The organism is Arthrobacter sp. MMS24-S77 (assembly GCF_054888235.1).
The window spans coordinates 2,841,081-2,863,342 of record NZ_JBTZRN010000001.1; the positions used below are offsets into that span (position 1 = coordinate 2,841,081).

Below are 22,262 nucleotides of genomic sequence, written 5' to 3' on the forward strand. Positions count from 1 at the left end.
GGTGAGCGGCATCGCGCAGGACGAATTGTTCAGGCTCCTCGACATCCACGGCGAGGACGCCTTGGCGTGCGCCGCGCTGCTGGCGTCGCCGCCCGGAGACGGAACGCGACGGGCCCTTGCCGTCCTGGATGCCCGTCTCGGCACCTTTCCCACCGAGTCTGCCTCCGCGGAGGGGTCCACCGAAACGGACTGGATCGAGGCGCTCCTGCGCTTCGCGCCTGTGGTCGCCAGCCATCATCATTCCCTCGGCATTCCGCAAGAATCTTCCGCCGCGATCCTGGCCGACGTCGGACTGAACCTTCGCATCAACCGACGGGTTCATGGGCGCTTCGGCTTGGACACGTGGGCCTGGCTGACGCTCCATATGGCCGGAAACATCTTCCGGATCGGCCGTTTGCAGTTCCACCTTGTCCGCGGCAACACAGCAGATCACCCCGGTGCAGACGATCAGTGGGTGCTAGGCGTACATATCCCCGAGGACGGAGGGCTCTCCCCTGCCCTCGTGGACACGAGTTTCAGCCAGGCCAGGGCGTTCTTTGACCGCTTCTTCCCGGACAAAGCAGTTGCCGTTGCTAGCTGCGATTCCTGGATGCTGGATCCCTATCTTGCCCGCAAGCTGCCGGACAGCAACATCGCCGCATTTGCCCGCCGGTTCACCCTGGACCGTCTTTCCGACGCTCCGAGCGACGCTGTCTACTTCACCTTCCGGCACCGGGACATGGAAAACCTAGACGGGCTCCCCCGCGAGACGTCGCTTCAGCGGGTGGTCCTGGAAAGGATCGACGACGGCGGGGTCTGGCAACTTGGACACGGCCACTTGGTGCTTCCTCCGTCGCCCGGGAACCATACCGCTACTTCGCCCTGATGGCCTGCTGGCCCGGGCACGAGTCCAGGACGCGCTTCATGGCGTCTTTCTCGGGCTGGGTGACCCAGAGCCGGTAACCAGCCTTGACGGAGATTTGCCGGGCCACGTAATGGCAACGAAAGCCCTTGTTCGCGGGTAGCCAGCTTGCGGCGTCACTGGCACTTTTCTTCACGTTGGCGGGGCCGTCGACGGCGATGAGGTTGAGGGGATCATTGGCGAGGCTTTGACGTTGTTTCGCGGTGAGCTGCTGGGCACCCTTCTGCCAGGCATCGCCAAGAGCAACCACGTGGTCAATCTGCACGGCCCCGCTGCTTTCGGATCCCCTGCGGAAATGGACGTCCTGCCCGGTGTAGGGCTCGCGGAGCTCTCCCGACGCAATCCTGCATTTGGAGCCTGTAGCGAATTCAATGGACGTAAGATCCCGCCTCAGGATGTCGTTCCGGGTATCGCAACCGTTCCGGTCAACGTCAAGCCAGGCCTGGCCGAATTCGTTGCGGTCGTAGTTGTCTTTGGCCGCACGCCCCTTCACGGGCAGCGCCTCCAGGGCATCAACGGCCGAACCGACGGGGACTCGCTGTACGGGCTCCACCGGCTTCATCCAAGCGGGGTCGAAGACGGGTGCTTCCGTGGGTCCGTTGCCGGGGGCTTCAGCGACGGCGAACTGGCCATCAGCGAAGAACCATGCAAGGCCGCCAAGGGCACCCGCGACAAAGAGAATCAGCAGCACCCAGGCCTGGCGGGACTGGCGGCGGGCGCGTTGATATGCAGCCCAAGTGGTGCTCAAGGGATTGGATCCTTTCGAGGAGGAATACGTCCCTTGAGACTAGGTCAGGGCACCGACAACCAGTGCCGATATCCACAGTGTGGAGGACTAGTCACTGTGTCGGACAGCATCACCAAGCAGCCGGTTATTGCTCCCTGGTGACCCGTTTCAAATCTTCGGCTGCGAGCTGAAGGAGTGACTCCAGTTGGACCACGCGGTCCTCGGCGACATCCCCCGCTGCGTGTGCCGCCTTGGCGTCGTCGAGCAGGCGTTGGGCTTCTTTAAGGTTGGCGCGCGCGACGTCCAATGCGTGTTCCAGGGTTGTTTCATGTTCCAGAATCTTTTCGCGTTCCATGCGTCCATTCTGGTCAGGTTTCCCGGCTGATACCAGCGCATCAGCCGGGAATCCCCTGTGAGTCTTTCTGGCCTTGGCCGGAACCGGCTAGACGGCAGCGGGCTCCAACGAAGTGTTGGGCTCCACCTCAACAGCGACGCCGCGTGCCGGGAACGATGGCGGGTTCACACCGGCCATTTCTTCCATGACACGGACTACCTGGCAGCTATAACCGAATTCGTTGTCGTACCAGACGTACACCACGAGGTTCTTGCCGTTGGCGATGGTGGCCAGGCCGTCCACGATGCCGGCACGGCGCGAGCCGACGAAGTCGGTGGAAACAACCTCGGGCGAGTCGATGAAGTCGATCTGCTTCCGCAGCTCCGAGTGCAGCGACATCTCGCGAAGGTAGTTGTTGACCTCGTCCTTCGTGGTTCCCTTTTCGAGGTTGAGGTTCAGGATGGCCATCGACACGTCCGGGGTGGGAACGCGGATCGCGTTGCCGGTCAGCTTGCCCTGCAGTTCCGGAAGGGCCTTTGCCACTGCCTTGGCCGCGCCGGTTTCGGTGATGACCATGTTGAGTGCGGCCGAGCGTCCGCGACGATCGCCCTTGTGGAAGTTGTCGATCAGGTTCTGGTCGTTCGTGAACGAGTGCACGGTTTCCACGTGGCCGTGGATGACGCCGAACTTGTCGTTGAGTGCCTTGAGCACCGGGGTGATGGCGTTGGTGGTGCAGGAGGCTGCGGTGACGATCGTGTCCGTGTCCTCGATGGAGGAGTGGTTGATGCCATGGACGATGTTCTTGAGATCGCCCTTGCCCGGGGCCGTGAGCAGGACGCGAGCGACGCCCTTGCTCTGCAGGTGCTGGGACAGGCCTTCGGCGTCGCGCCAACGGCCCGTGTTGTCAACAACGAGGGCATTGTTGATGCCGTAGGCCGTGTAGTCAACGGTGGAGGGGTTGTCTGAGTAGATGACCTGGATCTGGACGCCGTTGGCCGTGATCGTGTTGCATTCCTCGTCCACGCGGATGGTGCCTTCGAAGGAACCGTGCACGGAGTCGCGCCGCAAGAGGCTGGCGCGCTTGACGAGGTCATTCTCGGCTCCCTTGCGGACGACGATGGCGCGCAGGCGCAGTCCGTGGCCGCCGCCGGCCTTTTCGATCAGGAGGCGGGCCAGGAGCCGGCCAATACGGCCGAATCCGTAGAGGACGACGTCGGTGCTGGTGCGGTCGTCCGCGCCGCGGCGTCCAACGATCTCGGCGAGTTCGGCGCGGAGGAAGTCCTCCAGGGGCGTACCCGCGGCCTCAGCCTTGTACTTCTCGTTGAGGCGGGCGATGTCGATCGCTGCCGCGCCAAGGTCAAGTTCGGCCAGGGTGTTGAGCAATGGCGCGGTTTCTTCGAGCCGGAGTTCGTCCTTGCTCATACGGCGCGCAAAACGGTGGGCTTTCAGGATGTTCATTGACGACTTGTTGATGAGGCTGCGCCCGTGGATGCTCGTCACCACGTTGTTCTCACGGTACAGCCGGCCGATCACCGGAATCATGGCCTCGGCCAGCGCTTCGCGGCCCATCCACGTATCAAGACAAGAATCTGATGACTGGCTCACAGAACTACCTTCCTAGGGTCAGCTACATACGTCCTCGTACGTAGATGGCGGCCGCCCGGAGTAATCCTGCGGCACTGGCATCGGCGGGACTTCGGTCTGCCCGGACACCTCGAACGTTGCAAAGCAAAACCGCCGGCTGCGAACGCAGAACCCGGCGGTGGAACTTCTACGTTCAGTGTCCATTCTAAGGTCTGGCACCGGACCTCCTGGCCGCCGGAATGCGTGAAATCACTCACATAGGGCTGAGGGATGGGTTGACCGATACGCCGGGTTCTGTCCTCCCGCGCCGTTGCCGGCGAGAGAGTGGCGGCCATCCATCTACGAACGCCGTTGCCGACGCCCTCCAGCGGCCTACCCGGACACTCGGGCGAGCAGCCCTCGATCGTGCCCTGTCTGGCCTTGCTCCGGGTGGGGTTTACCTAGCCTCCCTGGTCACCCAAGGAGCTGGTGGTCTCTTACACCACCGTTTCACCCTTACCTGCTAGCTGCTTGTGCAGGCACAAACAGCTACCGGCGGTCTGTTCTCTGTGGCACTGGCCTGCGGGTTACCCCGAGTGGGCGTTACCCACCACCCTGCCCTGTGGAGCCCGGACGTTCCTCGAGCCACTCACGTGGCGCGCGGCCGCCTGGTCAACCCATCCGCCCTACAGTCTACCGGCGTCGGGCCCTCCGCATTTTCCAGACGGCACTGCCGGACTGCACTGCCCCAACAGATGGCATCGGCAATACCGCTACTATCGACAGGTGCTGATTCTGTTGCCGCCTTCCGAAGGCAAGACCCCCGCTGTCAAGGGCCCCGCCGTCGAATGGGAGTCGTTGAGCTTTCCAGAACTCAACAGTTACAGGGCCAAGGTGCTCGACGCCCTGGGCCTGGTCAGCGCGCACGAGGACGCCCTCGCCCTGTTAGGGGTGGGCGCATCGTTGAAGGACGACGTCGAACGCAATACCCGGCTCCACGCAGAACCGGCGGCCCCGGCCCACCAGGTGTATTCCGGGGTTCTCTACGACGCTCTTGGGTACAAGACCCTGACGCCTGCGCAGCGCCGCAAGGCGGCGGAGTCGATCCTCGTGGTGTCCGCCCTGTGGGGTGCCATTGGCTTCGGCGACCGCGTGCCCGCCTACCGGCTGTCCATGGGAACCGCATTGCCCGACGTCGGACGCCTCGCCTCATTCTGGAAGCCGCAGCTCACGCAGGCCCTCGCTTCGAGGGTGGAGGGTGAACTGCTGGTCGACTGCCGCTCCAGCACCTACGCTGCGGCTTGGGCTCCGCCCGCTGCGCAAACCGTCTCCGTCAACGTCTTTTCAGAGTCCAACGGCAAGCGCACCGTTGTCAGCCACTTCGCCAAGCACACACGCGGCGAACTTACCCGTCATCTGCTGACCCGTCGAGGGAAGGCTCCGGCAACCCCCGAACAACTGCTCAAGGCAGCCTCGGAAGTCTGGCCGGCCGAGCTGACCGAGGGCACGGCCCGCAAACCGCATATCCTCAGCATCATCCTGCCCAACTGACTGGCAGTAGGTGTCGTTTTGACGCCTGAAAACGACATTAACTGCGAGTTAGTTGGGTGGGGACCAGTTGGGCGGGAGAAACAGCTAGTTCCACTCGGCGGAGCGCACCAGGATGCAGCCGGAATCGGGGCAGAAGACAATTTCATCCTCGGCGGCGGCCTTGACTTCGGCAAGATCGCCGGGGCTGAGCATCATCCCTGAGCCTTCCGACTTGCCATGGAACAGCCTGGCGGCCCCCACTCCGCGCTTGGCAAGGGTCTTTTCGTAGATAGCCAGCATCCCGGCGTCGAGCCCTTCGGCAAAGCCGGACCGCTGCGCGCGCACGTCCGCCTCTTCGGAGACGATCTCTGCAATCGCGGCGTCCAACTCGGCACGGATCCCGGAGAAGGAACCCTGGATGTCGTCGACGATCTGCTGTTGCGCGGCTTGGCGCTCCCTCAGCCCGTCCAGGCGTTCGAGGATTTCCAGCTCGACGTCCTCAAGGTCGGAGCGGCGCTTGTTGAGTGATGCGATATCGCTCTGCAACGCAACAAGATCCTTGGAGAGGCCGGTGCCGCTGTTCAGCCGGGCTTCGTCCCGCTCAATGCGGCCAACAACTTGCTCGACGTCGGTCTCTGACCTGCGCAGCTCTGCTTCGGCGTCGTGGACGGTGAGCTTCGCGGTCCCGAGTGCTCCGTTGGCCACGCTGAGGGCGTCCTGGAGATCGGTGATGCGGGGGTCGCTCTCCAAAGTGCGGCGGCGGTTGGCCAAGGATTTAAGCTTCGCGTCCAACCCCTGCAGTTCGAGCAATTTCAACTGTTCCGCCGGTGCTGCCTTGGCCACGCTTACCTCCGCTTGATCGTGCCGGGGAAGATATCCGCTCCCGGCCAGGCTCTCGGGCCTGTTTGTCTCGACTCTAGCGCCTAGGGCGCTCCCCTGCCTCGCACGGCAGGCTTAGCCGGGAGTCAGAATGAAGTCCCAAGGATCGCTATTGGTGGAAGCCACCCGGATCTCGACATCGTGCCCTTGGTCCGCGAGCACGTTGCCGAGAGCCTCTGCCGCGGCAGGCAGCCAAAGCCACTCGCTCGCGAAGTGGGATACATCGATAAGGTACGGCCTGCCGTCAACAGCAGCTTCGCGTGCTTCCGACGCCGGGTGGTGGCGCATATCCGCAGTGACGTAAATGTCCGCTTGGCTCGCCCGGACGGCGTCGAACAGGCTGTCGCCGGCGCCGCCACACACGGCTACACGCCGCACGAGTCCGTCTTTGTCCCCCGCTACGCGCACTCCCCCGGCTACCGAAGGCAGAATCTCGAACACGCGCGCCGCGAAATCGCCGAGGGTCATGAGTTCCGGAAGATCCCCGACCCGGCCGATGCCCTCTTCCGGCAGGCCGTGTGCAGCAGGGGCCAGCGGGACAACATTGTCCAGTCCGAACGCGTCGGCGAGAACATCCGAAACACCCCCGACGGCGGAATCTCCGTTGGTGTGCACGGTCAGCAGGCCGGTGCCTGACTCGATGAGCCGGTGGACAGCGAGGCCCTTTGCGCTCGTAGCGGCCACGGAGGTGACGCCCTTGAGCAGCAAAGGATGGTGCGTGACGAGGAGCTCGGCACCCCATTCAATGGCTTCGTCAATGGCCGCGAGCGTGGGATCCACGGCGAACAAGACCTTGGTGACGGTCGCAGTCGGTCGCCCGACCACCAGGCCAACCTCGTCCCAGTCCTCGGCGAGGGACTCAGGCCAAAGCTCCTCGACAGCCAGCAAGACCTGACCGAGCGTGGGAGCACTGGTTCCTGAAGTTCCGGCTGCACCGTCTTCCGGCTCTTCCCCGGATCCTGTATCTGCAACCGCGGTGTTCACAGCTTCCATGCACTACATTCTTGCGCATTCGGTGCCCATGGCGCGCTTGCGGCAACCGAACTATCTGAGATTGCTGCCGGGCGCGGGGCTACGCCGTCACACTCCCGTAAGGTTGTGCGGGAATCATCCAGGACTCCCGGCCATTGAAGAGATCATGAAAACTTTTGTACTTGGCGGAGGTTGCTTCTGGTGCCTTGATGCTGTCTACCAGAAGACCAAGGGCGTCAGCTCCGTAGTTTCCGGATACACGGGAGGGCACATCCGCAACCCTGACTATTACGATGTCTGCTCCGGCATGACGGGCCACGCAGAGGTTGTCGCCGTGACTTTCGATGAGGACGTTATCCCGCCGGAGGTCATCCTGGACATGTTCTTTGCCCTGCACGACCCCACTACGCTCAACCGCCAGGGCTACGACGTCGGGACCCAGTACCGTTCTTCGATGTTCTACACCACCACGGAAGAGAAAATCCTCTTCGAAGAAGCAATCCTTCGGAACCAGGAACTGTGGTCCAAGCCGATTGTGACCGAGGTCAGCAGGCTGCCGGACTTCTATGAGGCCGAGTCCATCCACCAGAACTACTACGCCAAATTCCCGGAGCAGGGCTATTGCCAAGTGATCATCAACCCCAAGCTCGCCAAGGCCCGGAAATATTACTCTTCGTGGCTCCGCGCGTAGCAGCGTGTAGCACTGCTCGTTAGGCTGACCTCAGCAGTAGCTATTTCAGCGAATCCAGAGAATAGGCATGATTACATGGCACGGATCTACGACGACGTTACCCAGCTGATCGGCGGAACCCCCTTGGTCCGCTTGAACCGGCTTACCGAAGGCTTGGACGCCACGGTTGCCGTGAAGCTGGAGTTCTACAACCCCGCCAACAGCGTCAAGGACCGTATCGGCGTCGCCATCATCGACGCTGCCGAGAAATCCGGTGCTCTGAAGCCGGGCGGGACCATCGTCGAGGGAACCTCGGGCAACACGGGCATCGCCCTGGCTTTGGTCGGCGCGGCACGCGGTTACAAGGTCATCCTCACCATGCCGGAAACCATGTCCACTGAGCGCCGCGTCATGCTACGTGCCTATGGTGCCGAGATTGTCCTGACCCCGGGCTCGGAAGGTATGCGCGGCGCCGTCGAAAAGGCCCAGGAGATCGTGGCCAACACGGAGAACTCCATTTGGGCCCAGCAGTTCGCCAACGAGGCAAACCCCGCGATCCACCGCGCCACCACGGCCGAGGAAATCTGGGCAGACACCGAAGGTGGAGTGGACATCTTCGTCGGCGGCGTCGGCACCGGCGGTACCATCACCGGCGTCGGGCAGGTCCTGAAGGAGCGCAAGCCGGAGATCCAGATCGTCGCCGTCGAGCCCAAGGACTCCCCCATCCTTAACGGCGGTGCCCCCGGCCCGCACAAGATCCAGGGACTTGGCGCGAACTTCATTCCGGAAATCCTGGACACCAACGTCTACGACGAGGTTCTCGACGCAACCCTGGAGGACTCCGTGGCCACCGCCCGCGCCCTCGGCACCAAGGAAGGCATCCTCGGCGGCATCTCTGCCGGCGCGGCCGTCTGGGGCGCCCTGGAGCTGGCCAAGCGCCCGGAGAACAAGGACAAGCTCATCGTGGCAATCGTCCCCGACTTCGGCGAACGTTACATCTCCACCGTGCTTTTTGACGACATTCGCGGCTGATTGCGGACTTCCGCAACCGCCTTCTTTCATTTCCTGTAGAAAGGTCTTTGTGAGCTTCTTCGCAAGACTTATGGAGGACCTCGAGGCCGCCCGGTCACATGACCCGGCGGCCCGAGGCTCCTTTGAGAACTTTTTTGCGTACTCCGGGCTGCATGCCATCTGGGCACACCGCTTGACGCACAAACTGTGGCAGAACCCTGGGCTGCGCTTTCCGGCACGGCTCATTTCGCAGCTTGCCCGGTTCCTGACCGGGATCGAGATCCACCCCGGCGCGACCATCGGCCGAAGGTTCTTCATTGACCACGGCATGGGCGTGGTCATCGGTGAGACCGCCGAGATCGGCGAAGACGTCATGATCTACCACGGTGTGACGCTGGGCGGCCGGTCACTGGCCAAAGTCAAGCGCCATCCCACCATCGGAGATCGGGTCACCATCGGAGCCGGCGCGAAAGTCCTTGGCCCCATCACCATCGGCGCGGACAGTGCCGTAGGCGCCAACGCCGTCGTGGTCAAAGACGCACCGCCCGAGTCGATCATCACCGGTGTTCCCGCAACCTGGCGGCACCGCGATGCCAAGAGCGAAACCAAACCGGCCGTCGACCCGGCCGAGTACTACATCGAATACCGGATCTAGGCAGCGAAGCGCTTGTAGGCGTTCCAAAAAACCGTGTCGAAGGCCCGGTCCGGAAGAATCCTCCGCAAAGCCAGGATGGTCCAGGCTCCCCTGCCCACCGGGTAGCGGGTCCTGGGCCTTCGCGCGGTGGCAGCATGCGCAATAGCGCCCGCCACGGTGCGCGGGTGCGTCGACAGTGCCGTCCCTGACGTTGACGCCAAGGCAGCCGCGACAACGCGTGCCTGGTCCCGATAGGGTCCATGTCCGGACACTGTCAGCAGGCTCTCTCCGGCGATGGTGCCCCATTCCGTGTCGGTTCCGGCCGGCTCAATGATTGCGACGTCGATGCCATGCGGCTTCAGCTCGAGCCGCAGCGAGTCACTGAGTCCCTCGACGGCGAACTTGGTTGCGTGATACCAGGCGCCCAAGGGTTCGTACATTTTGCCGCCGATCGAGGACACATTGATGATCCTGCCTGAACCCTCGGCCCGCATGGCGGGAATCACCAGCTGGGACATACGGGCGAGACCGAAGACGTTGACCTCGAACTGGCGCCTGCCCTCATCCAGCAGTACCTCTTCCAACGAGCCGTAGGACCCGTATCCTGCGTTGTTCACAAGTACGTCGATCCGTCCCTGCTCGGCCAGGACAAGGTCCACAGCGGCCTTCATCGATTCTTCGACGGTGACATCCAGGGACAACACCTTGATCCCCTGGGCTTTGAGGGGCTCCATCTTCTCGACCCGCCGCGCCCCGGCGTACACCACCATCCCGGCTTTGCTGAGCTTGATGGCGGCTTCGAAGCCGATTCCGGTTGACGCACCTGTGACAAATGCGACGCGCTGCGGCATGGACTGCTCCTCGTTCGGCGGCTTGTATTCGTGCACGCCGTACCTACGGCAAAGGCCGGCACCTCCCACAGTATCGGGGAAGTACCGGCCTTTGTCTTGAACGGAGTGGGGCAGCAGGGTCAGTCTTTACCTACGTGGCTTGGAGTCGACACGAAAGGGCCTGCCCCAATCTGTGGGGCAGTGGGGTTCTCAGTGTGTGTCGACTGCCGAGATCTCGGACTTGTCTTCGCCCCACAGGGTGTGGAACGTACCTTCAGCGTCAACGCGACCGTAGGTGTGTGCACCGAAGAGGTCGCGCTGTCCCTGGATGACCGCTGCGGCGAGGCGCTTGCGGCGCAGCCCGTCGTAGTAGGCCAGCGAGGAGGAGAACACGGGAACCGGGATGCCCAGCTGGACAGCCGTTGCCACCACGCGGCGCCACGCCGGCAGCGCGCCGGCAATCGCCTTGGTGAAGGCCGGGGCGAACAGCAGGTTGGCCGGCTTCTCAACGGCAGCGTAGGCGTTGGTGATTTCCTTCAGCAGCTCGGCCCGGATGATGCAGCCGCCGCGCCACAGCGAAGCGATTTCATCAAGCTTGAGGTCCCAGCCGTACTCCTTGGCAGCGGATGTCAGCATGTCCAGGCCCTGCGCGTACGAAACCAGTTTGGAGGCGTACAGCGCCTGGCGGACGTCCTCGACGAAGTTCTCGGGAACGTCGACGGCGATTTCCTCGCCGGCGAGAAGCTCCTGGCCGAGCTTGCGCTGTTCTGCCTGGGAAGACAGGGCGCGTGCGAAGACGGACTCGGCGATACCCGAAACCGGGGAACCGAGCTCAAGGGCGGAGATGACCGTCCAGCGGCCGGTGCCCTTCTGGCCGGCCGCGTCAACGACGACGTCGACGAACGGCTTGCCCGTCTTGGCGTCAACGTGGCCCAGGACCTCGGCGGAGATTTCGATCAGGAAGGAAGCGAGTTCGCCCTTGTTCCATTCGGCGAAGATCTCGGACTGTTCGGCGGGCTCGATGCCGGCGCCGGAGCGGAGCAGGTCGAAGGCTTCACCGATGACCTGCATGTCGGCGTACTCGATGCCGTTGTGGACCATCTTGACGAAGTGTCCGGCGCCGTCGGTGCCGATCCAGGCGCAGCACGGCTGGCCGTCAACCTTGGCGGAAATCTTTTCGAGCAGCGGGCCCAAGGCGTCGTAGGACTCCTTGGAACCACCGGGCATGATGGAGGGGCCGTTGAGGGCGCCCTCTTCGCCGCCGGAAACACCGACGCCCACGAAGTGGAGGTCCTTCTCGGCAAGGGCTGCTTCCCGGCGGCGGGTGTCCTCGTAGTGGGAGTTGCCGGCGTCGATCACGATGTCGCCGGGCTCCAGCAAGGGAACGAGCTGGTCGATGACGGCGTCAACCGGCTTGCCGGCCTTCACCATGATCAGGACGCGACGGGGCTTCTCGAGGGAGTCCACGAGTTCCTGGAGGGTTTCCGTGCGGATGAAGTCGCCGTCCGTGCCGTGCTTGGCCAGCAGGGCGTCGGTCTTCTCGACGGAGCGGTTGTGGAGGGCAACGGTGAAGCCGTTGCGGGCCAGGTTGCGGGCCAGATTGGCGCCCATCACCGCGAGGCCGGTGACACCGATGTGTGCTGACATCAAAACTCCAATTCGTTCTTGTGCATTGAGTCCTGCTGGAAGCGAGGAAACGCTTTCCAAAGCAGTAGCTGGAATAAACCATACGTATTCGGACCGTGTCTGGGAAAGTTTCGCCCACGTTTCGGAAGCGTCCGCGTCACAAAAGAGTCTATGTTGCGAGCCCGCGCTGTGGGGAGTTGCCCGGCGGCCGGGCTGCCGATCGTGGTGCTCCCAACGCCACTATGCTTACGACTATGTCAACCAGCCTCCACTTCCGCGCTGTCGAGCATCTGGGTACCCGGATCGTCGGCGGCAAGCTCCCCACAGGCCATGTCATGTTGGCCGAGCACCTCGAAGAGGAGCTCAAGGTGTCCCGCTCGGTGGTACGCGAGGCCGTTAGGGTGCTGCAGTCTTTGGGACTGGTGGAAACCATCAAGCGCGTTGGCATCCGGGTACTCCCCGCGCATCGCTGGAATCCTTTCGATCCGCTGGTCATCCGCTGGCGATTGGCCGGAGAAGGCCGCGGCGCACAGCTGCGCTCCCTCGCCGAACTCCGCTCCGCCGTCGAGCCCGTAGCCGCAGAACTGGCTGCGGAGAACGCTCCGGAGTCACTGCGCAGCGAGCTGCTGGAAATCTCGTTGGCCATGCGTGAAGCAGGCCGTGCGGGCGACATGCCCACGTTCCTGGACTTGGACATCCGCTTTCACGCGCTGGTGCTGTCCGGTTCCGGCAATGAAATGTTCGCGAACTTGATCGGTCAGGTCACGGAGACACTCACCGGCCGGACGGTCCACGGACTCATGCCCGAACATCCGAAGGAAGCTGCCTTGCAGTGGCACGTGGACGTAGCACAGGGCATCAGCGACGGGGACGGTGACAAAGCCCGCGAGGCCTCGTCCAACATCATGCGTGAGACCATCGCGGACTTGTCGTCCAGCTGGGAAGGCCAGCCAAGGGTATTTGTTCCAGTCGAGCGGCGCTGACGGCTGACCGCTGGCGCCGCCCGACTGATTGCCTGAAAAGCTAGGCTACGGGCTGGAAGTTCAGGAGAACCTTTCCCGATTCTGCCGAGTTCCTGGCCACTTCGAAGGCCTCCAGGCCACGGTCCAGCGTGAATTCGTGCGTCACCACCGGATCCACATAGAGCGAGCCATCCGCGAGGGCTGCAATGACGTCGTCGATCTCGTCGTTGAAACGGAATGAGCCGAGCAGTTCGAGCTCACGGGTGATGGCGAGCGAAATGAAGACCGGCTGCGGGCCCGACGGCAGCAGCCCGACCATGACTACCTTGCCGCCGCGTACGGCGCCCTTGATGGCCGATGCCAGTCCGTGGTGGCTGCCGGAAGACTCGATGACGACGTCGGCCTCCACCGCTGCGATTGCCTCGGAATCATCGCCCTTCAGGACCTCGTCCGCACCCACTGCGCGGGCGATCTCGAGAGGCTTGTCGTGCATGTCGACAGCAACAATCCGGGATGCCCCGGCTCGCTTGAGGACCGCAACTGCCAGAGCGCCGATCGGGCCGCTTCCGATCACGAGCGCAGTCTTTCCGGCCACGTCCCCTGCGCGGGCAACGGCATGCCACGCAACACTTGCAGGTTCCGCAAGCGCCGCCGTGCGCAAGTCCAGCGCGGCAGGAAGTGCCCGGAGCATGCGGGACGGGAGGGTGGCGTAGCGGCTGAACGCGCCGTCGGTGTGCGGGAACCGTGCGGCACTGCCGAGGTAGGTGCAGCCGGGAGAAAGGTTGGGCCGGTCTTCCGGATATTTAGCCGTGCCCGGGGCTGGGCTTGCCGGGTGGACGGCGACGGCAGTGCCGGCTTCCGGTCCGCTGCCGTCAGCCGCCTGTTGGACTACAGTGCCGACGATTTCGTGGCCGAGTACCAAAGGCGCCTTGAGGATGGATTCACCAGCCGCGCCGTGGAGCCAGTAGTGCAGGTCCGAGCCGCAGATGCCACCATAGGCGATCTCCACGACGGCCTGGTCGGGAGCCGGCGCGGTGAGGGTGATGTCCTCGATGCGAAGGTCGCCAGCCGCGTGTGCGACGACAGCGGGCGAAGTCCGGGGAAGCTGAAAAGGGCTCATTAGACGACCACCGTCATTCCGCCGTCGACGAAGATCGTCTGGCCGTTGACGAAATTGGAAGCCTCCGAGGCGAGCCACACCGCAGGACCGGCAAGATCCTCCACGGTGCCCCACCGGTGGGCCGGCGTCCGGCCGAGGATCCAGGAGTTGAAGTCGGGATCGTCCACAAGGTTTTGGGTCATCTCGGTGTGGATGTAACCCGGGGCGATGCCGTTGATCTGCAGGCCCGAGGCCGCCCATTCAGCGGTCATGGCGCGTGTGAGGTTGCGCAGGCCGCCCTTGGCAGCAACGTAGGGGGCGATCGTGGGACGCGCCAGGTCCGTCTGCACCGAGCAGATGTTGATGATCTTGCCGCGGCCTCGCGGGATCATGTGGCGGGCAGCTTCCCGGCCTACAAGGAAAGCGCTTGTGAGGTCGGTGGTGATGACCCGATCCCAGTCCTTCACATCGAGGTCCAGCATGGGGACGCGGTGCTGGATGCCCGCATTGTTGACCAGGATGTCGAGGGGGCCGACGTTTTCCTCGACCCAGGCAACGCCACGGGCTGCCTCGGTATCGCTGGTGACGTCAAACGCGCAGCTGTGGATTCGGCCGGGTCCGAAGTCCGCCGCCATAGCGGCTTCTGCATCCTTGAGCCGTTCCGCGTTGATGCCGTTGAGAACTACTGTGGCACCGGCATCGGCCAATCCACGGGCCAGCGCGTTGCCGATGCCGCGGCTGGATCCCGTAACGAGCGCAACGCGCCCGGTGAGATCGAATAGTCCACTCATGATTGTTTCCTTACTTAGTTCAGGGGGCTTACGGAAGAGTCACTGAGGTTGGCGATGGCCTGGCGGACGACGGCGAGGTCCTGGTCGCCAAGGCCTTGATCGATCAGTTCGCGGTAAAGTTCAACGCCGGCAGTTGCCATCGGGACGGCGGCACCGGCCGCTTCGGCGCTTTCGAGGACGAACTTGAGATCCTTGTGCATGAATTTCGCGGGACCCGTGGGCGCGTAGTCCTTGGCTGCAAGCCGAGGACCGACGATCTCCAAGACACGGCTTCCAGCAAGTCCGCCTGCCAGGACGTCGAACAGGGCAGAAGCGTCCATGCCCGAGCGCTCGGCGAGCTCGGCAGCTTCCGCAAGTGCCGCCGTCGTGGTCCCGACGATCAGCTGGTTGCAGGCCTTGGCCAGCGAACCGGCACCCAGGGCACCCATGCGGCGGACGGTGGTACCCATGGCCTCAAGCACAGGGAGCGTCCGCTGGAAGTCTTCTTCGTTGGCTCCCACCATGATGGCCAGCGTGCCGTCCTGCGCACCTTTGGTTCCGCCGCTGACAGGGGCATCGACGACGACGGCGTTCCCGCCACTCGCGTCATGGACGGTCCGGCCGAATTCCTGGACGGCTGTCGGCGACACGCTGCTCATCACGACCAACGTGGTTCCCGGGAGCGGCGCGGCCGAACGCCAGGAGTCGAGCAGCGGGGCGGCGGCGTTCTGGATGTAGGACAGATCCGGAAGCATGAAAATGATGACGGGTTGGTCACGCAGTCCGGCTACCGATTCCGAACGTTTTCCGCCGAGCTTCTCCAACTCGGCCAGCGCCTCGTCCGAACGGTTCCACGCCGTCACCTCCCGGCCGCCGGCAAGGAGATTGGCAGCCATGGGGAAGCCCATGAGTCCGAGTCCCACAAAACCTACAGTCTTGGCTGTCATGTCCCGTTTGCACCTCACTTCTTTGTGGTTCATATTTCAAAAACTGTTCAATATCCTAGCCGCAATTCAGTATGATGAACACTATGACGACTGATGAACTTACCATCGCGATCGCAGTCCCGCTCGAAGCTGAGCATGTGGAGCGTATCCGCGCCGTAGATCCGAGCATTACGGTGCTCTACGAACCCGAGCTGCTCCCTCCGGAACGCTTCCCGGCCGACCACTCCGGAGATCCGGACTTCAAGCGGACTCCCGAACAAGAGGAACGCTACTGGTCAATGCTGAACAAGGCTCAGATCCTCTACGGCTTCCCCAACGAGAACCCGGCCGGCCTGGCCCGCATCGCCCAGAGCAACCCGCACCTGCAGTGGATCCACGCCATGGCCGCTGGCGCCGGTGGGGCCGTGAAGGCGTCCGGCCTCGACAGTAAAACCCTGCAGAAGTTCAAGGTCACCACTTCCGCAGGCGTACACGCCCTCCCGCTGGCCGAGTTTGCCGCCCTGGGCATCCTCAACGGCTTCAAGCGCAGCGCGGAACTCGCACAGGACCAGGCTGCCAAGGTCTGGCCCGAGCTGCGTACCCCCACCAAACTTGTGAACGGCTCCAAGCTGGTCATCACGGGCCTCGGCGAGATCGGCCTTGAGACCGCCCGCATCGCCCGCGCTCTGGGCATGAAGGTCAGCGGAACCAAGCGGAACGTCGAAGTGATCGAAGGAATCGACGAAGTCGCGGACAACGATGGCTTGGCGGGACTCCTGGCTACGGCAGACGCCGTCGTCAACACCCTCCCCGGCACGCCGTACACGGAGAAGCTCTTCAACCGCGAGGTCTTCTCGGCAATGAAGCCCGGCGCGGTTTTTGTCAACGTTGGCCGTGGAACCGTGGTTGACGAAGAATCACTCCTCGAAGCCTTGGACAACGGCCAGGTGTCCTACGCCTGCCTGGACGTTTTCGCCGTCGAGCCCCTGCCCCAGGACAGCCCGCTGTGGAACCACCCGAAGGTCATGGTCTCTCCCCACACCTCGGCACTCAGTGCCGCGGAGAACCGCCTCATCGCCGAGCGCTTCGCCAGCAACCTGCGTACATTCCTCGACGGCGGGGAACTCCCCCACCTCGTGGACACGGTGCACTTCTACTAAACCGCCCGCTACCAGCGCATCGCCCTAGCGGCCCCTCCGGTATTCCGGAGGGGCCGCTTTGCTGTGTGGGGCGGCTTTGCTGTGCAGGGTGGCGCGCGTATCAAAGCGGCGGCCCCCTCCTGGTTCGGAGGGGGCCGCCGCTGCTTGCGTACGTCGGGGTACGGGACTCGCCTACTTGGCGTCCTCCAACGACAGGAGGTCACGGCCGGCTGTTTCCGGTGTGAAGAACGTCGTGACGAACGAGATCAGTGCAAGGACCAGCGAGTAGACCGCCAGGACCACCCAGGAGTTGCCCGTCGCGGCAAGGAGCGCGACACCGACGAGCGGTACGAGTCCGCCAGCCAGGACAGCCGACAGTTCGCGGCTCAATGCCACACCCGTGAAACGGTACTGCGAGCCGAAGAGCTCAGGCAGCAGGGGGCACTGGGGGCCAAGCATGGACTGCACGCCAAGGGCGATGCCCACAACCATGACGGCCCACACGAGGGTCACGTTGCCGAGGGTCACCAGGTAGAAGGCGGGAATCGCGAAGATTGCCTGGAAGAGGGCCCCGTAGCGGTACACCTTGACGCGGCCAATACGGTCAGACAGGGCCCCGAAGGTAACCACCATGACAGCAGCGAAGCCCGCGGCGATCAGCAGGCCGACCGGGCCGATGAACTTGTCGCCGGGGAAGACGCCTTCCTTGACGGACATGAAGGAGATGAGCAGTGCCGAGTAGATCGAGGAGTTGCCGTTCTCGCCCATGCGGAGACCGATGCCCACCAGCACATTCTTCTTGGAGTGCTTCCACAGCTCACCAACGGGATTCTTCACCACGTTCTTGTGCTTCTCCAACTCCTGGAACACAGGAGTTTCCTTCAGCCGGAGGCGGATGAAGACTGCCACGATGATCAGGATGAAGCTGGCGAGGAACGGCACGCGCCACAACCAGCCTTCGAGCACGCTCTTGTTGGCCATGCCAATCAGCGCGAAGGTGCCGGCGCCGAGGAGGGTTCCGAGCTGGATACCGACGAACGGCAGCGAAGCGAAGTAACCGCGGCGCTTTGGCGGCGAAACTTCGGAGATCAGCGTTGTTGCGCCTGCCTGTTCCGCTCCAGCTCCGAGCCCCTGGATGATACGAAGTGTCACCAGCAGGACCGCGCCGAGCATGCCCGCCTGTTCGAACGTCGGCAACAAGCCGATGGCGAAACTCGCGAGGCCCATCATTCCGATGGTCAGCAGGAGGACCATCTTGCGGCCGAAGCGGTCTCCGATGAATCCGAAGAAGATACCCCCGAAGGGCCGCGCCGCGAATCCAACGCCATAGGTTGCGAACGACGCGATCAATGCGCCACTTTCACCCAAGGGCTTGAAGAACAGCGGTCCGAAGATCAGGGCCGAAGCCAGACCATAAATGTAGAAGTCGTAGTACTCCAGGGCGGATCCTACGGAGCTGGCAAGAGTTGCCCTTCGCAGCTGTTCCGGCTCAACTACTGCGCCGTCCATATCAGCAAGCTTTGTCTTAGTACGAGTTGTCACAAGCACTCCCTCAAGAACACTCCAGACCCCCGTTGGTCTGGCGAGATAGCGTCAGCCGCCATGGCGTGAATCACTATAGTGAACAGAGTACAACACATTGGACAGGTTTCAAGTGGTGTAATCAGATTTATTCGCCGCCGCCGTTTTGTGACGCACGGCACATAAAATCTATTAACCCATGGGATTGCCCAGCGAGTGGGCGAGCTCCTTGAGCTCCTTCACCATCAGGGCCCCCTGCTCTTCGGAATAGGTGGCCTTCAGGGCAGTCACGGAGAGGCCGAGGCTGGGACCGTGGGCCCCATGGGTCGGAACGGGCACGGCAAGGCAAACCACGCCAAGGGTGGATTCCTCGTCCTCCAGGGCATAGCCCTGCTTGCGGATCGCGGCCACCTGGGCCTTGAGCTCCGCGGCACTGCGGAGGGACTTCGGGGTCATGACAGGGAGCTCAACGTCGTCCGGGAACATCGCCTCGATGTCATGGTCGTGAAGCTGTGCCAAGAGCACCTTTCCGACGGCGCTCAGGGAAAGCGGCATCTTGTCGCCGATGTTTGAGGTAAGCCGGACGGCCGGGTGCCCTTCATACCGCGCCAGGTAGATGATGTGATCGCCGTCGATCATCGCGATCCGCACCGTTTCGCCGGACAATGTTGGCGCCTGCTCGCAGAACTTGTAGAACTCCTGGACTTCATCGAGGCGGCTGAGGTAGGCGGCGCCAAGTTCAACCAGTTTCCGGCCAAGCGAAAAATCGGCACCTTCGCGGGTAATGAGCCGGGCTTCCTCGAGGGCAAGCAGCAGGTTTGACGTGGAGGATTTCGGAATCCCCAGCTCCCTCGCAAGGTCACTGAGTGTCAGCCGACCCGAAGGAGCCTCAGCCAAGGCGTCCAGTACCGCAGCTGCGCGCGTCACGGCCGGCGCTGGCGAGGAGCTGCCCAATCCATCGGCGGAACGGGGGGTGCGGGAATCGGCCATGATTCTCCTTCGCAATAGTGCGTCTAGCGCAGAGCGGGCGCGTGCCGGCCCGAAATGCTGCGTAGGCAGCGGAACTCCGACCACGGCATTCACGCTTGTTCAATCCACTGAACAAATACCATCATAGTGGCTCTGTACTGGAAGGATCCGTCCTGGGCGTCGAACGTGTTTCCTTTCCATATCCAGAAATTCTCTGTATATTCATCTTTGAGCTCTCCACCGCGGCATCCCCCAATAGTCGCGGTGGAGAGCTCTTCCAATTCCCCGCACCGGATCAGGTCCGACGCTAGCCCTGCCGCCACGGAGTAAGCCGCGGCAGCCAGCCCGGGACGTTGGCGCGGTAGTCCTCATACTCGGCGCCGAACCTACGTGCCAGCGTCGGCTCCTCATACAACCTGACAAAGGCCACCACGGGAATTGCGCCCAGTGCCGCCAGGCCGAACAGCTTCGGTTGTCCCAGCAGGAGGCCCTGTCCGGTGATCGCTGCGCCAATGCCCACATATATAGGGTTCCGCACGAACCTATAGAAACCGCTGACAACGAGGTTCTTCGGTGGCGCAAAGGGTGCTGGCGTGCCTATTCCCTCAAGGGCGAACCGCGCAAACGAATTGGTGATCACCGCCGCGCCGGCGCCGATCAGCAGAACACCTGCGCACTGGGCCGCCAGTCCGCCCGGCACTGGCCGCCGCACTTTCCAACGGGTCACCACCCACGGCAGCAGACCAGCAACGGTTGCCGGAGCGGCGGCGAACACCGCCGTGCCGATGGCCGCCACCTTCCTCTCACGCGCTGCGTCTCCGGATGCTGTCATGCAGTCATTCTGGACCGCCGATCGATGGGCGGCAACCACCACCCGAACGCTTCTGGGGGGGACTTTTGGAGCACGGATGGGAGGACGGACAGCGCTCGGTCAAAAGAAAAGAGCCCCCGAGATGCGTTTTTCGCAGCTCAGGGTCTCTTCTGTTTGGTGGGTCCTACCGGGATCGAACCGATGACATCCACGGTGTAAACGTGGCGCTCTACCAGCTGAGCTAAAGACCCAAACACTGATTTCAACGCCTTCGGCGCTTCAACCAACGAACATGTACTCTACCGGATCATTCGCCCGGAACACTAATCGGCGAATCCGGGGACAACAGATCGGGAAGTTCGGCAGCAAGCCACGCTAGAGCGCCGCTGACTCCGGCTTCCACTTTGAGGCTCGCGAACTCGTCGCCGCGGGTCGGTCCCCGGTTGATGATCACTACGGGCTTGCCGAACTTGGCTGCGTGGCGCACGAACCTCAGCCCGCTCATGACCGCCAATGAAGAACCAGCCACCAACAGCGCCCCGGCTTCGTCCACCATGGAATAGGCGCGCTGCACCCGGTCCTTGGGCACATTTTCGCCGAAATACACGAAGTCGGGCTTGAGCGTTCCCCCGCATACGGGACAAACTGCGACGACGAACGATCGGATGAGCTCAGGATCCTCGACCAAGGCATCGGCGTCGGGCGCCATTTCCACGACGCCGGAAGCTCGGGCGGCCTCCAGAAATCCCGGATTGATTTCCTCAAGGATGGACGCCACCAGCCGTCGCGTGAAGACGTGGCCCCCGTCAAGGCAAACCACGCGGTCGTAGCGGCCGTGCAAGTCCACCACGTTGACGCTGCCTGCATCTTCATGCAGACGGTCCACGTTTTGTGTGATGAGTCCGGTGATCAGCCCGCGGCGCTCTAGGAGTGCGACGGCGGCGTGCCCGGCATTGGGGTCCGCATGCCGGAGATGGGACCATCCAAGGTGGTTCCTCGCCCAGTACCTGCGACGGTTGGCGGCGCTTCCGATGAACTCCTGGAAGGTCATGGGATTCCGTGGCGCAGCTCCCGGGCCCCGGTAGTCAGGGATTCCGGAATCCGTACTCAGGCCCGCACCTGTCAGAACAGCAAGCCGCTTGCCGCCCAGAATCCTTGCGGCTTCGCGGAGAGACTCGAGCTCATCCCCGCCCAATGCAACGGCGTCAGCCGGCGCCAGAATGGCAAAGCCAGTCATTCCAACGCCCGGCCGCTGGGTGCTCATCGGGGCTAGGCCTGGCCCAGCGCGGACAACGCCTCGCGATATTCCGCTAGATCCCGTGCCTGGCCGCGCGGATTGACAACGACATAACGGATGATGCCCGCGGCATCAATGATGAATGTACCCCTCAAGGACATACCGGTAGCGGAGTCAAACACCCCATACTTTTCGGCAACTGCCCCGTGCGGCCAGAAGTCGGCTAGGAGATCAAACTCGTAGCTTTCCTTTTCCGCGTAGGCCCGTAAAGCAAACTTGCTGTCAACCGATATGCCAAGGACGGTGGCGTTGGCGTGCTCGAAAATACCGAGATTGTCACGGATCTCACACAGTTCCCCTGTGCAGATTCCGGAGAAGGCGAAGGGATAGAAGACAAGTACCACGTTGCGGCCGCGAAGTCCGGACAAGCGAACTGGCTCCCCAAACTGGTTCACCAGCTCAAAATCCGGGGCTTCCTGCCCGACAACCGGAACGCCGGGGCGCAACCCGGCAGCGCTCAACTTGGCGTGCGTCACTTGTTCTTCTTGCGTGCCACCAGCCGAGTAGCGCTCCAGTCCTTGGAGACGCCTGCGGACGTAGTGCAGTGCAATCCCGCAGTCGGGGCAGCATCCTGAATATCCGAAGGCGAAACGTAGTTGTCGCGGCCCGATTTAGGCGTCAGAACCCAAACCACACCGCCCTCACCCAAGGTGGTCAGTGAATCCACGAGTCCGTCGACAAGGTCTCCGTCGCCGTCACGCCACCAGAAAATGACGGCATCCACTACCTCGTGATCGTCTTCATCGAGCAGTTCGGAACCCGTGAGTTCCTCAATGTCATCACGCAAATCGAAATCGACGTCATCGTCGTAACCGAGTTCCTGAATCAGATCCCCATCTTTGAAACCCAATCTTTCCGCCACATTTACCGATGTGGCGGCGTCGGCCTCGCTCACGTTTCCTCCTCTTGAAGTGATTTCGATTACTACAAGCCAACACCCTTTGGGCGTGGGCTTCAAGCCATTGTCCCGCGTTCCGCCATATTCCGCGCCCTAGCCACGCCTGTCACTGGGGCAACAGCTATGACTACAGCAACGACTGCATACGATGTAACAGCTTGAGTGTGACATACAACGCCTTCGCGGCAGCGCG

Annotated in this window: 23 protein-coding genes, 1 tRNA gene and 1 other RNA gene; 7 read left to right on the top strand and 18 right to left on the bottom strand. The window is 62.9% G+C overall.

The window, feature by feature from the left end; genetic code table 11:
• Position 1 precedes the first annotated feature (1 nt).
• Positions 2 to 865, top strand: coding sequence for an acyltransferase domain-containing protein (locus tag ACX5I4_RS12950; protein WP_461837016.1), 864 nt, complete (start codon positions 2 to 4; stop codon positions 863 to 865).
• Here the strand turns inward: ACX5I4_RS12950 and ACX5I4_RS12955 are convergent.
• From ACX5I4_RS12955 to rnpB, 4 genes are all read right to left on the bottom strand, one after another.
• On the bottom strand, positions 852 to 1,649 hold the full coding sequence (locus tag ACX5I4_RS12955) for an HNH endonuclease family protein (protein ID WP_461837017.1): 798 nt from the start codon (positions 1,647 to 1,649) through the stop codon (positions 852 to 854). The genes ACX5I4_RS12950 and ACX5I4_RS12955 overlap by 14 nt on opposite strands.
• 124 nt (positions 1,650 to 1,773) lie before the next feature.
• Complete coding sequence (locus ACX5I4_RS12960; protein WP_461837018.1) at positions 1,774 to 1,983, bottom strand: hypothetical protein; 210 nt, start codon at positions 1,981 to 1,983, stop codon at positions 1,774 to 1,776.
• An 87-nt stretch (positions 1,984 to 2,070) separates the two neighbouring features.
• Entirely contained in the window at positions 2,071 to 3,567 is a 1,497-nt protein-coding gene (locus tag ACX5I4_RS12965; protein WP_461837019.1) for a glyceraldehyde-3-phosphate dehydrogenase, read from the bottom strand.
• 246 nt (positions 3,568 to 3,813) lie between these two features.
• Positions 3,814 to 4,205, bottom strand: an RNA gene (rnpB, locus tag ACX5I4_RS12970) — RNase P RNA component class A.
• A gap of 106 nt (positions 4,206 to 4,311) precedes the next feature.
• Between rnpB and ACX5I4_RS12975 the strand changes: the two genes are divergently transcribed.
• Positions 4,312 to 5,076: a YaaA family protein gene (locus ACX5I4_RS12975; RefSeq protein WP_461837020.1), complete on the top strand. Its 765-nt coding sequence runs from the start codon at positions 4,312 to 4,314 to the stop codon at positions 5,074 to 5,076.
• 84 nt (positions 5,077 to 5,160) lie between these two features.
• On the opposite strand, the gene ACX5I4_RS12980 is transcribed toward ACX5I4_RS12975, so the two are convergent.
• Together ACX5I4_RS12980 and ACX5I4_RS12985 are read right to left on the bottom strand one after the other, a co-directional pair.
• A complete protein-coding gene (locus ACX5I4_RS12980; RefSeq protein ID WP_461837021.1) occupies positions 5,161 to 5,898 on the bottom strand; it encodes a zinc ribbon domain-containing protein in 738 nt (245 codons plus the stop codon).
• A gap of 111 nt (positions 5,899 to 6,009) precedes the next feature.
• Complete coding sequence (locus tag ACX5I4_RS12985) at positions 6,010 to 6,927, bottom strand: Nif3-like dinuclear metal center hexameric protein (RefSeq protein WP_461837022.1); 918 nt, start codon at positions 6,925 to 6,927, stop codon at positions 6,010 to 6,012.
• Between the two features lie 145 nt (positions 6,928 to 7,072).
• Here ACX5I4_RS12985 and msrA point away from each other — a divergent pair, with 145 nt between their 5' ends.
• From msrA to epsC, 3 genes are all read left to right on the top strand, one after another.
• Positions 7,073 to 7,597 carry a peptide-methionine (S)-S-oxide reductase MsrA gene (gene msrA / locus ACX5I4_RS12990; protein WP_461837023.1) on the top strand — a complete coding sequence of 175 codons (525 nt, stop codon included), beginning with the start codon at positions 7,073 to 7,075 and terminating at the stop codon, positions 7,595 to 7,597.
• Positions 7,598 to 7,672: 75 nt separating this feature from the next.
• The gene (gene cysK, locus ACX5I4_RS12995) at positions 7,673 to 8,608 is read left to right on the top strand and encodes a cysteine synthase A (RefSeq protein WP_461837024.1); all 936 of its coding nucleotides are present in this window, start codon (positions 7,673 to 7,675) and stop codon (positions 8,606 to 8,608) included.
• A 49-nt stretch (positions 8,609 to 8,657) separates the two neighbouring features.
• Positions 8,658 to 9,242 (top strand): serine O-acetyltransferase EpsC, encoded by a 585-nt coding sequence (epsC, locus tag ACX5I4_RS13000; RefSeq protein ID WP_461837025.1) that lies wholly within the window; start codon positions 8,658 to 8,660, stop codon positions 9,240 to 9,242.
• On the opposite strand, the gene ACX5I4_RS13005 is transcribed toward epsC, so the two are convergent.
• Together ACX5I4_RS13005 and gndA are read right to left on the bottom strand one after the other, a co-directional pair.
• On the bottom strand, positions 9,239 to 10,072 hold the full coding sequence (locus ACX5I4_RS13005) for an oxidoreductase (RefSeq protein WP_461838720.1): 834 nt from the start codon (positions 10,070 to 10,072) through the stop codon (positions 9,239 to 9,241). The two genes, epsC and ACX5I4_RS13005, sit on opposite strands and share 4 nt — an antisense overlap.
• Positions 10,073 to 10,261: 189 nt before the next feature.
• Positions 10,262 to 11,698, bottom strand: coding sequence for an NADP-dependent phosphogluconate dehydrogenase (gndA, locus tag ACX5I4_RS13010; protein WP_461837026.1), 1,437 nt, complete (start codon positions 11,696 to 11,698; stop codon positions 10,262 to 10,264).
• A gap of 233 nt (positions 11,699 to 11,931) precedes the next feature.
• On the opposite strand from gndA, the gene ACX5I4_RS13015 reads away from it, so the two are divergent.
• Entirely contained in the window at positions 11,932 to 12,660 is a 729-nt protein-coding gene (locus tag ACX5I4_RS13015) for a FadR/GntR family transcriptional regulator (RefSeq protein WP_461837027.1), read from the top strand.
• A 40-nt stretch (positions 12,661 to 12,700) separates the two neighbouring features.
• Here the strand turns inward: ACX5I4_RS13015 and ACX5I4_RS13020 are convergent, their stop codons facing one another.
• From ACX5I4_RS13020 to ACX5I4_RS13030, 3 genes are read right to left on the bottom strand one after another with little or no spacing between them, the layout of a single operon-like run.
• A complete protein-coding gene (locus ACX5I4_RS13020; protein ID WP_461837028.1) occupies positions 12,701 to 13,759 on the bottom strand; it encodes an L-idonate 5-dehydrogenase in 1,059 nt (352 codons plus the stop codon).
• Positions 13,759 to 14,529 carry an SDR family oxidoreductase gene (locus tag ACX5I4_RS13025; protein WP_461837029.1) on the bottom strand — a complete coding sequence of 257 codons (771 nt, stop codon included), beginning with the start codon at positions 14,527 to 14,529 and terminating at the stop codon, positions 13,759 to 13,761. Before ACX5I4_RS13025 ends, ACX5I4_RS13020 begins: the two co-directional genes overlap by 1 nt.
• 14 nt (positions 14,530 to 14,543) lie before the next feature.
• Positions 14,544 to 15,455: an NAD(P)-dependent oxidoreductase gene (locus ACX5I4_RS13030; protein ID WP_461837030.1), complete on the bottom strand. Its 912-nt coding sequence runs from the start codon at positions 15,453 to 15,455 to the stop codon at positions 14,544 to 14,546.
• A 71-nt stretch (positions 15,456 to 15,526) separates the two neighbouring features.
• On the opposite strand from ACX5I4_RS13030, the gene ACX5I4_RS13035 reads away from it, so the two are divergent.
• Positions 15,527 to 16,594 carry a D-2-hydroxyacid dehydrogenase gene (locus ACX5I4_RS13035; RefSeq protein WP_461837031.1) on the top strand — a complete coding sequence of 356 codons (1,068 nt, stop codon included), beginning with the start codon at positions 15,527 to 15,529 and terminating at the stop codon, positions 16,592 to 16,594.
• Positions 16,595 to 16,765: 171 nt separating this feature from the next.
• Here ACX5I4_RS13035 and ACX5I4_RS13040 read toward each other — a convergent pair whose 3' ends face one another.
• From ACX5I4_RS13040 to ACX5I4_RS13070, 7 genes are all read right to left on the bottom strand, one after another.
• The gene (locus ACX5I4_RS13040) at positions 16,766 to 18,121 is read right to left on the bottom strand and encodes an MFS transporter (RefSeq protein ID WP_461837032.1); all 1,356 of its coding nucleotides are present in this window, start codon (positions 18,119 to 18,121) and stop codon (positions 16,766 to 16,768) included.
• A 165-nt stretch (positions 18,122 to 18,286) separates the two neighbouring features.
• The gene (locus tag ACX5I4_RS13045; RefSeq protein ID WP_461837033.1) at positions 18,287 to 19,084 is read right to left on the bottom strand and encodes an IclR family transcriptional regulator; all 798 of its coding nucleotides are present in this window, start codon (positions 19,082 to 19,084) and stop codon (positions 18,287 to 18,289) included.
• Between the two features lie 286 nt (positions 19,085 to 19,370).
• The gene (locus ACX5I4_RS13050) at positions 19,371 to 19,895 is read right to left on the bottom strand and encodes a methyltransferase family protein (RefSeq protein WP_461837034.1); all 525 of its coding nucleotides are present in this window, start codon (positions 19,893 to 19,895) and stop codon (positions 19,371 to 19,373) included.
• Positions 19,896 to 20,049: 154 nt separating this feature from the next.
• Positions 20,050 to 20,125: transfer RNA gene (locus ACX5I4_RS13055), tRNA-Val, on the bottom strand.
• 56 nt (positions 20,126 to 20,181) lie between these two features.
• Positions 20,182 to 21,138: an NAD-dependent protein deacetylase gene (locus ACX5I4_RS13060; protein ID WP_461837035.1), complete on the bottom strand. Its 957-nt coding sequence runs from the start codon at positions 21,136 to 21,138 to the stop codon at positions 20,182 to 20,184.
• Between the two features lie 5 nt (positions 21,139 to 21,143).
• Positions 21,144 to 21,647 (bottom strand): peroxiredoxin, encoded by a 504-nt coding sequence (locus tag ACX5I4_RS13065; protein ID WP_461837036.1) that lies wholly within the window; start codon positions 21,645 to 21,647, stop codon positions 21,144 to 21,146.
• Positions 21,644 to 22,066 carry a DUF3052 domain-containing protein gene (locus ACX5I4_RS13070; RefSeq protein WP_461837037.1) on the bottom strand — a complete coding sequence of 141 codons (423 nt, stop codon included), beginning with the start codon at positions 22,064 to 22,066 and terminating at the stop codon, positions 21,644 to 21,646. The genes ACX5I4_RS13065 and ACX5I4_RS13070 overlap by 4 nt, the downstream gene beginning before the upstream one ends.
• Positions 22,067 to 22,262: the final 196 nt, after the last annotated feature.